Annotated in this window: 11 protein-coding genes; 3 read left to right on the forward strand and 8 right to left on the reverse strand. The window is 61.2% G+C overall.

Annotated features, from left to right (window positions below; translation table 11 throughout):
- Positions 1-33: 33 nt before the first annotated feature.
- The 8 genes from LGN19_RS30645 to LGN19_RS30675 form a co-directional block, all read right to left on the reverse strand.
- Positions 34-4,638, reverse strand: a complete 4,605-nt coding sequence (locus LGN19_RS30645) for a calcium-binding protein (RefSeq protein ID WP_226218910.1) — start codon at positions 4,636-4,638, stop codon at positions 34-36.
- A gap of 5 nt (positions 4,639-4,643) precedes the next feature.
- Positions 4,644-5,195, reverse strand: coding sequence for a hypothetical protein (locus LGN19_RS30650; RefSeq protein WP_164462730.1), 552 nt, complete (start codon positions 5,193-5,195; stop codon positions 4,644-4,646).
- Between the two features lie 155 nt (positions 5,196-5,350).
- The gene (locus LGN19_RS30655; protein ID WP_226218912.1) at positions 5,351-6,004 is read right to left on the reverse strand and encodes a hypothetical protein; all 654 of its coding nucleotides are present in this window, start codon (positions 6,002-6,004) and stop codon (positions 5,351-5,353) included.
- Between the two features lie 373 nt (positions 6,005-6,377).
- On the reverse strand, positions 6,378-6,509 hold the full coding sequence (locus tag LGN19_RS39660; protein ID WP_264173250.1) for a hypothetical protein: 132 nt from the start codon (positions 6,507-6,509) through the stop codon (positions 6,378-6,380).
- Between the two features lie 23 nt (positions 6,510-6,532).
- The gene (locus LGN19_RS30660) at positions 6,533-6,946 is read right to left on the reverse strand and encodes a hypothetical protein (RefSeq protein WP_226218914.1); all 414 of its coding nucleotides are present in this window, start codon (positions 6,944-6,946) and stop codon (positions 6,533-6,535) included.
- A 23-nt stretch (positions 6,947-6,969) separates the two neighbouring features.
- A complete protein-coding gene (locus tag LGN19_RS30665; protein WP_122948033.1) occupies positions 6,970-7,377 on the reverse strand; it encodes a VOC family protein in 408 nt (135 codons plus the stop codon).
- A 35-nt stretch (positions 7,378-7,412) separates the two neighbouring features.
- On the reverse strand, positions 7,413-7,850 hold the full coding sequence (locus LGN19_RS30670; protein WP_226218916.1) for a hypothetical protein: 438 nt from the start codon (positions 7,848-7,850) through the stop codon (positions 7,413-7,415).
- Positions 7,851-8,086: 236 nt separating this feature from the next.
- Positions 8,087-9,598: an aldehyde dehydrogenase family protein gene (locus tag LGN19_RS30675; RefSeq protein WP_043180790.1), complete on the reverse strand. Its 1,512-nt coding sequence runs from the start codon at positions 9,596-9,598 to the stop codon at positions 8,087-8,089.
- 644 nt (positions 9,599-10,242) lie between these two features.
- Here LGN19_RS30675 and LGN19_RS30680 point away from each other — a divergent pair.
- The 3 genes from LGN19_RS30680 (at position 10,243) to LGN19_RS30690 (ending at position 14,033) form a co-directional block, all read left to right on the forward strand.
- The gene (locus tag LGN19_RS30680) at positions 10,243-11,835 is read left to right on the forward strand and encodes an amino acid permease (protein WP_174961207.1); all 1,593 of its coding nucleotides are present in this window, start codon (positions 10,243-10,245) and stop codon (positions 11,833-11,835) included.
- Between the two features lie 138 nt (positions 11,836-11,973).
- Positions 11,974-13,242, forward strand: coding sequence for an NAD(P)/FAD-dependent oxidoreductase (locus LGN19_RS30685; RefSeq protein ID WP_122948036.1), 1,269 nt, complete (start codon positions 11,974-11,976; stop codon positions 13,240-13,242).
- A gap of 116 nt (positions 13,243-13,358) precedes the next feature.
- Positions 13,359-14,033, forward strand: a complete 675-nt coding sequence (locus LGN19_RS30690; protein WP_122948037.1) for a TetR family transcriptional regulator — start codon at positions 13,359-13,361, stop codon at positions 14,031-14,033.
- Positions 14,034-14,095 lie beyond the last annotated feature (62 nt).

Genomic DNA, 14,095 nt, shown 5'->3' on the forward strand with positions numbered 1-14,095 from the left:
CAACCGGACGGACTGACCTCCAGGAACGGGAAATTAACGCCAGCTCGTCGCAAGCGTCGGCGCAAGCGCAGCCTGATAGTCCGGGGACAGTGTCACTGCCCCCGCAGCTGGCGGCGACCAGACCGCCATGGCCTGTACCAGCTTTTCGACATCGGCATTGACAAGCGTTCGGCCATCGTCCAGCCGAACCTGCTCGATCTGATACCGGGAACCCAGATACCAGTCCCGGACCGTGGCGGTATCGCTGGTGCCGAGAATGCTGATCTCGAGATCGTTGCCGACGTGGCGAAACCACAATTGATCTGCGGACACGCCGGCCCCGATGCTGATCACATCGTTGTTGCCGAGCGTCTCGTCATCGTCCCGGATCGTGTCGCGTCCGGACCCTCGACCGAATCGGTAAGTGTCGTTGCCCAGGCCACCGACCAGGATGTCATTGCCGGCACCGCCGTCGAGAACATTGTTACCCCGGTTGCCGATGATCGTGTTGTCGAGTGCATTACCGATACCGTCGATGTCCTCGTTCCAAAGCTTCAGTGCCTCGGTCGTGTAGATCGCATAGGCATTGGGTACATTTGCAGCCGACCTGAGTTCCTGAATGCTGATATAGCGAGTCATGTCGCTGACGCGCTGGCGGCCCGAGTCCGCGATATAGAAGCCTTTCAGTTCGCCGCTGGACTCCCCATATACCGCGCCAGTCACGGTAACAACGTGATTCACGCCGCCACCGTCGAGATAAGCGCTATCTCCCCAAAGCCGGCCCGAGTTCAGCGCCAGTAGCACGCCGCGGCCGCTACGGATGAGGTTCGCGACCGCCTGCTCGTCGTATCCTGCAAGCAAACTGTTCGCAATGCCATAACTCTTCAGCAGTGCCTGTTGCTGAACGTAATTCGATCCGCCGCGCTGATAGTCCGTTGCAGTCGGACTGGTGACTGCCCATTGGTTGTCGATCGCGCGCCTGACAACCTCTCCCTCAGTGGTCGGCGTGCCGGTCTGCGTGAGCAGATTCGCGATCGACGTCAGTGCACATGTCCCCTGGAACCTCGGAACAGCGTCACCCTGCATGTAGTCCAGTTCGTTGGCCTTCGGATACCCGTATACGTGAACGGCCACGCCGTCGACGAGCCCTTTCTCCGGCTTGCCGAAATCCAGCAGATTCAGGTTCTCGACGTGATCGCCTAGCGTGTAGCTGATCTTGCTCTGGACCGTGTCGATGCCCTCGTCCGCCAGCTCAACCACCCTATCGCCGACGTTGTCGACGTAGTAGGTATCGTTGCCTTTTCCACCGATCATCGTGTCCGCGCCCGTGACGCCATCGAGGATGTTGTCGGCACTGTTGCCGACGATCCGGTTGTCGAGCGCATTGCCGGTGCCGTTGATGGCGAATCCTTCGACGAGGCGCAACTCCTCGATGTTGGCATTGAGGATGTAGTTTGCGCTGCTGATCACCGTGTCGTAACCTTCGTTCGCATACTCGAGGATCACGTCGTTGACACTATTGACGATGTAGGTATCGTTGCCCAGCCCGCCTTCCATGTGATCCGCGCCTGCACCCCCATCGAGATAATCGTCACCGAGGCCACCGAGCAGCGTATCGTTGCCCTCGCCACCGTACAGATAGTCGTCGTCGGATTCGCCGGGGGCCAGCGTTCTCTTCGCCTCGTTGTTCCCTGTAAAGCCAACCAGCAGATCGTCGCCCGCGCCACCGTACAGAATGTCGTTTCCAAGCTGACCGAACAGGCGATCGTTGCCATCGCCGCCGTAGAGCCGGTCGTTGCCGTCACCGCCCTGCAGTTCGTCGTTGCCGGCCTCGCCGTAAAGCAGATCGTTGCCGAGGCCGCCCAGGATCAGGTCGTTGCCGGCTCCGCCGTAAATCGTGTCGTCATCGGTTTCCCCCGCCGACAACCATTGCTTCGCGTCGTTCGAAGCGGTGAACCCGACGAGGATGTCGTCGCCGTCACCTCCCCAGATCACGTCATTTCCGGATCCGCCAAAGATCTTGTCGTTGCCGGCGTCACCCGAGAGTGCGTCGTTGCCGTTACCGCCGTTCAACTCGTCGTCGCCCGCGCCACCGAAAAGCCTGTCGTCGCCGTCGCCGCCGTCCAGGAAATCATGGTCGTTGCCGCCGTCGAGGTAATCGTTCCCGAGCCCGCCATACAACGCGTCGTTGCCGTTGCCGCCATACAGTACGTCGTTGTCGGATTCGCCCCACGACAACGTTTGCTTCGCATCGTTGCTTGCGGTGAAGCCGACAAGCACATCGTCGCCGTCGCCACCCCAGATCACGTCGTCGCCGGCTTCACCGAAAATGCGATCGTGGCCGGCCTCGCCGAGCAGCCTGTCGTTCCCCTCGTTGCCGTGCAATTCGTCGTTGCCGGCACCACCGAACACCGTGTCATCGCCTTGGCCGCCGTTGACGAAATCCGCGCCGTCACCGCCATCCATGTAGTCGTTGCCGAGACCACCCCACATCCGGTCGTTTCCTGCGCCACCGTACATGACGTCGTCGTCTGTTTCGCCCGGTGCGAGTGTCTGCTTGCTTTCGTTCGATGCGGTAAAACCCATCATGACGTCATCGCCGTCGCCACCGTTCATGATGTCGTTGCCGGCCTGGCCGAACAGGAAGTCATTCCCGGCGCCACCGTCGAGCACGTCGTTGCCGGCGCCCCCCTGAAGTTCGTCGTTACCTTCCTCCCCATACAATCTGTCGTCGCCGTCATAGCCGTACAACGTATCGTTGCCCGTGCCGCCCCACAGATTGTCGTTGCGCCAGCTACCGCCCATCACGTCGTCGCCGTCACCGGCGAGGAAATTCACGAGCAGGCTGCTGTTGATCCAATGGCCGTACGACGCGTAGTAATTTGCATCGAACACGTCGTTTCCATCCGTGCCGATCAGGTAGCTTCGATTGTTGTTGTTGACCTTGATCTGGTTCTTGCCGAACAGGATGAACTGGCTGGAGTTGATCAAGTACACGTTGTCGTGGTCGCGTAATGCTCGATAGTTCGAGAACGGAACCATCGGAGCAAGGTAGATTCTCCCCGGCTGGCCGGCGACGTCGCTTCCCTTGGACGGCGCAGGGATGGGTGCCGCCGCGTACCGGCTGTTGCCTCGGGTCACGAGGTCGTAATCCGTCTCGCGGATCTCCGAAATGCCGGCCTGACCCAGCGTCCGAAACTCACCGGCGTCGCCAATGCCGTCCTCGTTGGCATCGACCCAGACCTGCAGGCCGTTCAATTCAGCGCCGGAGAGCTTGCCGTCGCGGTTGATGTCGAGGGAGCGGAGCTTGTCGGCGTTCAGGCCTTGCCGGTTCGCGTCTAGCAACGTCGGTGTTCTGACCGCAATCGAGGCTGCGGTGTCCAGCGCCGCGCTCTTTGCTTCGTAGAAGGCGCCGATCGGATTGTGCCAGCCAGGCGGCATGGTAAACCCGTAGTCGTTCTTGCCACCGTACGTCAACGTTTGCGAGATGACCTGACTGAGATTTAAATATCCTGCACTACTAAGTAATCCGGCGGCGCGAAATCGAGAAAGCAGGCTATCAGCAAGGATGGCATCTCGTGCGTTGGACAGATCGTAGCGCTGGCCATTGTTCAGGAGGAAGTTGCGATCGGAGGTGCCGTCGCCGTTGGTGTCTTCGCGTATTACGCTTGCGCCGTTGCCGATGCGGGTTTCGGTTTTGATGTTGTCGAATGTGCCATCGCCGTTGGTGTCGGTTCGAGTGGTCGTAACTCGACCATCATCGTCATAACGGATCTCCTGAAGCCTGGCGCCGCTCGTCGCGAACCGCACATATTCCGCCATCTGGCCATTCGGACCATATAGCGTTGCGGAGCTCAGAGCCCCGCTGTTGTACATATTGGTCTGCGTCGCGCCGGTAGAGAACGTCAACGTCGTGGTCTTGATGAAACCTGTGACGTAATCCAGCGAATAGCTCATTCCGATAACCGGCGCTTGCGACAAACGCTTAGCCGACGCGCCATAAGCCGCGCCATTTTGCTCATAGTACGTGATATCGGGATCTGCACCCGGACTTGCGCGAGCCAGGTAATTTCCTGCCACCTCGATCATGGCCTTCTCCAACACGTCGGCAGACATCTTTCCGACGTTCGCGTCATAGACCTTGGTTAGCACACTATTGAGATCGAATCCGGGAGCCGTGGGGGAATCCGGGCGATCTCCCAATACAGAAATCACTCCACCACCGTTTTTTGAAATTTCTCGGGCCACTCGCCAATTGTTATAGGCCGCCTCGGATTCCTTTGTCACCCCGACCAACGCTGCCAAATGGAAATCGTCGCGCATTTCGGTCGCATACTTCTTTTCTCGAGTCTGGTCAACTGTATTGTAGATGTAGTGTCCGATCTCGTGACTTAAAATACCGACCAAGACATGCGGTTCAAGCCCATCAAACGCAACACCTCCATACGCGCCAAACACAATACCCGATCGCCTGTGGTCCCAGAATATCCCCGATTCACGCTCATTCACCACAATTTTTTTCAATCCCCCATCAATAACACCTTCATTGTATTGAATAATCTGAGAAACGAGAGTTGGGCTTTTATTTATCAAATCAACAACATCCCTCCCTAGCTTCATGTTTGCAAACATCACCTCATTTCCGGTTATCGACACCATAAACCTTACCTCCTCTCACGATTCATTGAGACACCAACAAGATTGACGCAACCATACATATCAATCGAAAAAGCAGCACTTGAATTCACTGCTGAATTCTCATACGCATAACCCCACCGTGACCAATGAGCAATCGGATATCGCTCAACAATACCAAACACATCAACCAAATCGTAAGGCGTGGCGCAGATCACATCACCATTAATTGAGAACGATAATCCGGCCCTATAGAAATCCCTACCCTCTGGCCAATAGATGCGGTAGTCCGCACCATGCCCGCTGTACTCATTAGACGAAGAAATTTCCCTTACATCGACACCAAAACCAACAATCAATCTTTCGCCGTGGCCATAGACTGGATTCTTCGCACCCGCCTTGTAATTTATTCTCAGACGACTCGCAACAAATTCAACATTCTGGAGATCACCAGAATCCACAACAGCCTTAATATCCGCCAAAATCTGCCTCGACGAGCGGGCCGGCAAATCCGTGAACGAACCAGTTACGCATGCAGAAATCAAAGGCAAAATCAAAAATATAGCTCTCGAGTCACTCATAACGCACCCTACCAACCCGACCTGAATTTTTGCACTTACTTTACAAGCCACTCCTCGCAACAGCGCTTATGCATCGACCTTCCCCATCCCATCAATTAGACCAATAATTTCAAAACAAAAGCTTTCACCCTCATCAAATCAGCCACCAACCCACATCACGGTCGCATCAGGACCCCTTGATTCAAACCCACACGACTGAGACATCCACCAAAACCAAATCTGAAAGATATTCGAATCAATCCATTTCCACTCGGATTGTAAGTAACCCCCTCATTTCCATATTTAATAAAATCCCTCTCCCCAACACCAAACACATCAACCACATCAATTTTTGTCATACATATTCTTCCAGTTTCTATCTGAAAGCCCATCAACACCCGTGTTGGATCGCCATTTTTCGGATAAAAAACACCGTAGTCGAATTGACTTCTATCTCCATACTCTTTCGCCTGACGAGTCACACCACGCTCTACTCGATGCCCTGAAACATTCTGCTCGCTAATGCTCCAAACATCCGCGTCTTCTCTAATATAAAAATCAACGCGCAGCTTCTTACCAACCATGTCAGCATTTGTCAGATCATCCGAATCAACAACGCTCTTTATATCTCGAAGGAAATCACCTTGACTGCGAATTGGGACTTCGTCGACCGACAACGAAGCACACCCCGAAATAACAAATATGGCAAGCAACTTCATCGAAGCCAGAAGTTTACTGATGCCCAGCCGGGTTTCAGAAACGTCAACCTGACCATGCGCCGGGAGTTCACTGCCGCTCTTATTCCGTTTATGCCAGCACCATTTTTCCATATGGATATCTAATAAATATTTCCAATTTCTATCAACTCGAAGATCAGAATCACCCTACCTACCAACGAAATCGAGCATCACAAAGATATAGAAAGAATTGAAAGAAAACAAGAAATCCATTTATTTTCATACATATACGAATCATTAGAAACGATTCCGTACTTGTCCGACTCCTCGTTTCCGGAACTTCACCGACGATCCAACTCGCGCTGAAACATCTCAGAACATGCCATCCAAACCTGCCAACCCATCAATCGTTTCCCCGAAAACAAAAAAGCCGGCGCATGGCCGGCTTTTCCGCTTGAAACAATAGCGACTCTATATCCATCTCAATCTGAAATCAGCGCCAGTAACACGCCAATCCCGCGCCGCATCAGACGTCGAACTTCACGCCCTGCGCCAGCGGCAGCTGACGGCTGTAGCAGTTGCGCGCGGCCGGGATCACGCTGTCGAGCCCGCAGATGCTGGTTGTGCAGAACATGCCGGTGGTGGAGCAGTGATGCACGTACCGCGCCGCGCGCATTCGCGCTAGACAGGCTGTCCGCGGTCGATGCGCAGGTTCGCGACATCGTCCCCGGACACCACCCATTCATATCCGGCCTGCGTCATGAATGCGATGGCATCGCCCGCTCGCCGGGCGGCGACGAACGGATCCGACGTCGTCGACATCACGATCCAGTCGACGCGGTGCCCCGTTCGCTTGTAAAAGAATCCGTACGACCCGTGCGACGCACCCTCGCCGCCCGCATAGGTCACCCCGTCGATCTCGATCGAAAACCGTTCGAACGCATCGGTGACCTCCGATGCGTCGATAGCGATCGCTTCATCCAGATCCAGCCGCGAACCGGCCACCGTGTAGCCGATCACGCGTGTACGGCTGAACGCAATGCAATCCGCTTGAAAGAGCGATTCATCCCGTATCAGGTCGGCGAGCGTCTCCATTCATCTTCCCCGTCTCGATCCGGTCAGTCGATCGTGACCGTCTCCGGCCAGCCGTAGACGATCTCGTCGTTCTGCTCGTCATCCTCATCGCACCGGATCGTGATCAGGTTTCCGCTGGGATCCAGGACGTGCGCTGCGTAGCCGGCCCGCATGCGCGCGATCTCCGTGAACGTCGCACCGATCTCCTTCAGATGCCGGCAAAAGACACCGAAGTCCTTTTCGACCCAGATCTGCAGGATCGAGATGCCGCTTACCGGATGGTGCTTCTCACGATAGACGAACAGACCGGCTCCGGCGTCGCCCCCGAACAGGACCTCCTGATCGTCTACGACCTGAAAGCCTAGGCCACGCCCATAGAAATCCACCATGGCCCGAATGCCCTTCGGCTTCACCGGAATGACAAACCTGACCTTGCTTTTGATGTCGTCCATCTCGTCCCGCTTGCTTGCAGTTGGTTACGTGGTATTCAACCCGATGCCGATCGACCCGACACCTTCGTCAATGGCGGCAACGGAATCCCGTCCTGCTCGAGGATGGCGATCGCGTTGCGAAGAAAAGCCAGCGGCCGATCGGTTCTCGCGCCGTACAGATCGACGATCCCGACCTCGACGACGGTTTCGACCAACGCCATGAACCTTGGCAACTCGCCGTCCGGCAGTGCCGATTCGACATCGGACGGAACCGGATCTCCCCTGCCGTTCAGTTCGAGCAAGGCCCCTTGGCGCGCCCACTCGGGCAGGCTCCGGGCGACCGCGATGGCATCGAGATGCGCGAGGAGGGCATCGATGGCCGCGTGCGAACACCCGTTTGCGTCGCAATAGCGACGCAAACACGAAGACGCATATACCTGCATGTCGACCGGCGACAACATCGCCAGTCTCGCGAGAAGCTCGTTTTCGTTCACGATCTCGGTACCGTCAGCAAAGGCCGGCTGATCCGTTCGCCGGAGCAAGCGTCTGTCGACGTGTGACCCGCGCGCGCTCCCCGCCCGTCATCGATCCATCACCCGCGCCCATCGCCCCGATCGGCGCCCACGCGCACGATACCGCATTGCGCCGCTCCAAAACACAAAGGGCCGGCACCGCCACGCGGCAGCCGGCCCTTTCTACTCACACGCAGCGCCGAAACCGGCGCGCCGCATCAGACGTCGAACTTCACGCCCTGCGCCAGCGGCAGCTGACGGCTGTAGTTGATCGTGTTCGTCGCGCGGCGCATGTAAGCCTTCCACGCATCCGAACCCGACTCGCGGCCGCCGCCCGTTTCCTTCTCGCCACCGAACGCGCCGCCGATTTCCGCGCCGCTCGTGCCGATGTTCACGTTGACGATCCCGCAGTCGCTGCCCGCTGCCGACATGAACTGCTCGGCCTCGCGCATGTCGTTCGTGAAGATCGCCGACGACAGGCCTTGCGGCACCGCGTTGTGCAGTTCGATCGCGTCGTCGAAGTTGTCGTAGACCATCACGTACAGGATCGGGGCGAACGTTTCGCGCTCGACCACTGCCGATTGCTTCGGCATCCGCACGATGGCCGGACGCACGTAGTACGCATCTGCGTGACCGACGTCGACGCGCTCGCCGCCCTTCACTTCGCCGCCCTGCTCGCGTGCATCGCCCAGCGCCTTCTGCATCGCGTCGAACGACGCACGATCGACCAGCGGGCCGACCAGCGTGCCTTCTTCAAGCGGGTTGCCGACCTTCACCGACGTGTAGGCCTTCTCGATGCGCGGCAGCAGCTGTTCGACCAGGCTGCGGTGCACGATCAGGCGACGCAGCGTCGTGCAGCGCTGGCCGGCCGTGCCGACCGCCGCGAACGTGACCGCGCGCACCACGAGATCCAGATCCGCGCTCGGCGCGACGATCATGCCGTTGTTGCCGCCGAGTTCGAGGATGCCGCGCGCGAGACGCTGGCTCAGCACCTTCGCGACTTCCTGACCCATCCGCACGCTGCCCGTCGCGCTGACGACCGGCACCTTCTTCGACGCCGTCAGCACCTCGCCGACATCGCGCATGCCGAGCACCAGCTGGCTCAGGCCCTTCGGCGCGACGCCCGGATGCGTCTTCTCGAATTCGCGGATCGCCTTCTCGAGCAGCACGTGGCACGCGATCGCGGTGAGCGGCGTCTTCTCGGACGGCTTCCACACGACCGAATCGCCGCACACGAACGCGAGCGCCGCGTTCCATGCCCACACCGCGACCGGGAAGTTGAACGCCGAAATCACGCCGCACACGCCGATCGGGTGCCACGTTTCCATCATCCGGTGGCCCGGGCGCTCGGACGCGATCGTCAGGCCGTAGAGCTGGCGCGACAGGCCGACCGCGAAATCGCAGATGTCGATCATTTCCTGCACTTCGCCGAGCCCTTCCGACGTGATCTTGCCGGCTTCGAGCGTGACGAGGCGGCCCAGTTCGGCCTTGTGCTCACGAAGCACGTTGCCGAACACGCGCACGAACTCGCCGCGCACCGGCGCCGGCACCGTGCGCCACTTGAGGAATGCGTCGTGCGCGGCGTCGATCTTGCGCTCTGCGTCGGCCGGCGTATCGACAGCCAGCGTCGCGAGCGTCGCGCCGTCGAGCGGCGAACGCGCGGTCAGCGCATTGCCTTTCCACTGGGCGAGATCGATATCGAGCGCAGCAAGAATGTCGTTGAATTGCATCACTTCCTCTTCAGGGACAGATTGATCGGTGCGGCGGCAGCGCCGCCCGCGTGATTCGATTGGAGCGCGTTCGCGCGCCCTGTGCAAGCGGATGCGCCGCGTGGCGGGCCCGGTGCGCCGTTCGGCGCATCGCGCGGCGCCGCCGCCGGAAACCCGGCCGGACGGCGCGCACCCGCCTCGCAAGGCACGATCCATGAATGACATTGTCGGCGGCCACAAGTCGGGCCGCTATTGATATTAACTCACGACTTCATTCCGAAAATGCAACACCCCGGTGAGACAGATCCCCCTCGCCCCCGGTCGCGCCGATACATGTCTCAAGCTTGCACCGCAGGCCACCGGCGCGCCCCGGCGGCCGCGTCGATCAGCCGGTCACTTGATGACAAAGTTGCATCACCCTATTCTGAAATATCGTTTGCCGCCCGCGCCACGGCCCCACACAATCGGGGCGCGTCGAGGTGCACCGCACCCGGCGCGCCGACGGCCGCCCGAATGCGGCCGGACGACAGACGAACGCGACGCGCCGCGCGGCCCGGTTCCCCCGAACCTGGCCGGACGGCACCGCCGCCGTCCGGCCGGCGGCCGGTGACGAGTTGCGCTTCGTAGCCAAAAAACAATCCGGAGACAGCGCCCAGCACTCGCCCATGCATTCTGATGCTCGCCCCGATTCCCCCGACTCGTCCGGCTCGCGCCCCGCGAAGCCGTCCCTCCACCGTAGCCTGCAGGCGCGCCATCTGCGAATGATCGCGATCGGCGGCTCGATCGGCACGGGCCTGTTCGTCGCGTCCGGCGCATCGATCTCGCAAGCCGGCCCCGGCGGCGCGATCGTCGCGTACATGCTGATCGGCCTGATGGTCTACTTCCTGATGACGAGCCTCGGCGAAATGGCCGCGTTCATGCCCGTGTCGGGCTCGTTCGCAACCTACGGCTCGAAGTTCGTCGACGAAGGCTTCGGCTTCGCGATCGGCTGGAACTACTGGTACAGCTGGGCCGTCACGCTCGCGGTCGAACTCGTCGCCGCGCAGCTCGTGATGAACTACTGGTTTCCGCACGTGCCGGGCGTCTGGTGGAGCGCGCTCTTCCTGACACTGATTTTCGCGCTCAACGCGCTGTCGGTGCGCGGCTTTGGTGAAGCCGAATACTGGTTCGCGCTGATCAAGGTGCTGACGGTGGTCGCGTTCCTCGGCGTCGGCCTGATGATGATCTTCGGCATTCTGAAGGGCGGCCCGAGCGCGGGCTGGACCAACTTCACGATCGGCGACGCGCCGTTCGCGGGTGGCCTGCCGGCGCTGATGGGCGTCGCGATGATCGCCGGCTTCTCGTTCCAGGGCACGGAAATGATCGGCGTCGCGGCCGGCGAATCGGAAAACCCGCGCACGACGATCCCGCGCGCGGTGAGCCAGATCTTCTGGCGCATCCTGCTGTTCTACGTGCTCGCGATCTTCGTGATCGGCGTGCTGATTCCCTATACCGACCCGAGCCTGCTGAAAAGCGACGTGACCGATATCGGCGTGAGCCCGTTCACGCTGGTGTTCCGCCACGCGGGCCTCGCAGTCGCGGCCGGCGTGATGAACGCGGTGATCCTGACGGCCGTGCTGTCGGCCGGCAACTCGGGCATGTACGCGTCGACGCGGATGCTCTACAACCTCGCCGTCGAAGGCCGCGCGCCGAAGATCTTCGCGAAGCTGTCGCGCGGCGGCGTGCCGCGCAATGCGCTGTATGCGACGACGGCCATCGGTGCACTCTGCTTCCTCACGTCGCTGTACGGCGACAAGACTGTGTACCTGTGGCTGCTGAACACGTCGGGTATGGCCGGCTTCATCACGTGGCTCGGCATCGCGATCAGCCACTACCGTTTCCGCAAGGGCCTGCTGAAGCAGGGCTACCGTCTCGACCAGCTGCCGTACCGGTCGAAGTGGTTCCCGTTCGGGCCGATCTTCGCGTTCGTGCTGTGCGCGGTCATCGCGCTGGGCCAGGACTACCAGGCGTTCCTTGGCGACAAGATCGACTGGGTCGGCGTCACCGCGACCTACATCGGCGTGCCGTTCTTCTTCATCATCTGGCTCGGCTACGCGCTCGTGCGCAAATGCAAGCTGGTCCGCTACGAGGACATGGAGATCGCGCCGTGGATCGAACGCAACGCGAAGGCCGAAGCGGCCGAGGCGGCCGAAGCCCAGGCCCACGCCGGGAACCCGGGCTACATCGCCCGTCCCGCGAACCCGACGTCGGGCGCGTGACGAAACACATCGAGCCGGCGGCTGGCTGAACAGCGCCGCCGGTTCGTCCCGACACCCCCATTCGACGCGGCGCGTGCGTTCAGGCAAGATCGACGCACGCCGTCCGTTTTTTTCGCCGTTTACGAGTCACCGAATCACATGCAGAACTTCTACGAAGCCACCGTTACCCGCCAGCCCTATCCGCAACTGACCGGCACGATCGACACGCAGGTGTGCGTCGTCGGCGGCGGGCTCGCCGGCCTGTGCACGGCGCTCGGTCTCGTCGAGCGCGGCGTGCATGACGTGGTCGTGCTCGACGGCGAACGGGTCGGCTTCGGCGCGTCCGGCCGCAACGGCGGCTTCGTGTTCGGCGGCTACAGCCTCGACAACGCGGACCTGCTGCGCACGCTCGGCCGCGACGAAGGGCGCCGGCTGTACCGGCTCACCGTCGACGCGGTCGACCTGATCCGCGCGCGGATCGCGCGCTACGGCATCGACTGCGACATCGTCGACCAGGGCGTGATGCTCGCCAACTGGTTCGACGATCCTTCCCGGCTCGACGGCGTGCGCGCGCTGATGAAGAACGAACTCGGCGTCGACTGGGAGCCCGTCTCGACGAACGCGCTGCGCGAGCGGCTGAACACGCAGCGCTATTACGGCGGCCTGTTCGAGCCGAACGCCTTCCACTTCCACCCGCTCAAGTACGTGCTCGGCGTCGCGGCCGCTGCCGCGCGCGGCGGCGCGCGCATCTACGAACGTTCGGCCGCGCTCGGCATCGCGCGCGAAGGCGCCGGGTACGTCGTGCGCACGGCACAGGGCACGGTGCGCGCGAAGGACGTCGTGTTCGCGTGTGGCGGCTACGCGCGCGGCGTGTCGCCGCGCATCGAGCGCGCGGTGCTGCCGATCGCGACCTACGTGATCGCGACCGAACCGCTCGGCGAGCGCCTGCCGGACGCGATCGACGCGCCGTATGCGATCTACGACACGCGCTTCGCGTTCGACTACTACCGTCCGCTGAAGGACACGCGCATCCTGTGGGGCGGCCGGATCTCCGTGCTCGACCGCGGCCCCGACGCGATCGCGCGCCTGCTGCGGCGCGACCTGCTGCGCGTGTATCCGCAACTGGAAGGCGTGAAGGTCGACTACGCGTGGGGCGGGCTGATGAGCTATGCGCGGCACAAGATGCCGCAGATCGGCCGCGACGCGGACGGCGTGTGGCACGCGATCGCGTTCGGCGGCCACGGGATGGCACCGACCACGGTCGCCGGCGAAGCGCTCGCGGCCGCGCTGGCCGAAGGCCGGCCGGTGCCGGAAGGCTTCAATGCGTTCGGCCTCACGCGCACGTTCGGACTGGCGGGCCTGGCCGCCGCGCAGCTCACGTACAGCGCATACCAGGCTCGCGACGCGCTCGCGTCCTGCCGCCGCTGAGCGGCGGCTTCGGCGGCCGAAACCGCCCTGCCGATTAGAGCGCGAGGTCGGCCGGGCGGGGATTTCCCACATGCTAGAATGGCTTTTCCAAGCCGCCGAAGCCACAATAAAGTCACATGAAAGCAGGAAGCAAGGCCGCCACGTCCGCCCCCCGCGCGCTTCCGTCCGATGCGCGGCGCAAATACGATCCCGAGCAAACCAAGCGCAACATCCTCGACGTCGCCACGCAGGAATTCTCCGCGATGGGCCTCGCGGGCGCGCGCGTCGACGCCATCGCCGAGCGTACCAACACGACGAAGCGGATGCTCTACTACTACTTCGAAAGCAAGGAAGGCTTGTACGAGGCCGTGCTGGAGAAGGTGTACGGCGACATCCGCGCACTCGAGCAGGAGCTGCACGTCGGCGACATGGAGCCGCGCGAGGGCATGCGCCGCCTCGTCGAATTCACGTTCGACTATCACGACAAGCATCGCGACTTCGTCCGCCTCGTGTCGATCGAGAACATCCACGGCGCGAAGTATCTCGAGCAGCTCAAGTCGTTCAAGAACCGCAACGTCAGCATCATCAAGACGCTCGAGGAACTGGTCGAGCGCGGCGCGGCGAGTGGCGCGTTCCGCCAGGACATCGACGCGTTCGACCTGCACCTGCTGATCAGCTCGTTCTGCTTCCACCGCGTGTCGAACCGCTACACGTTCGGCGCCGCGTTCGGCCGTGATCCGTCGGCACCGCGCCTGCGTGCGCGGCATCGCGACACGATCGCCGACGCCGTGCTGCGCTACGTCGCCGCATAAGCGGCGCCGTCAGCCGGTTTCCCCTGCCAGCCACACGTCGGGCGCGCGCCATCCGCGCCCGT

Origin of the sequence: Burkholderia sp. AU30198, assembly GCF_020419825.1 — a bacterium.
Taxonomy (GTDB): Bacteria; Pseudomonadota; Gammaproteobacteria; order Burkholderiales; family Burkholderiaceae; genus Burkholderia.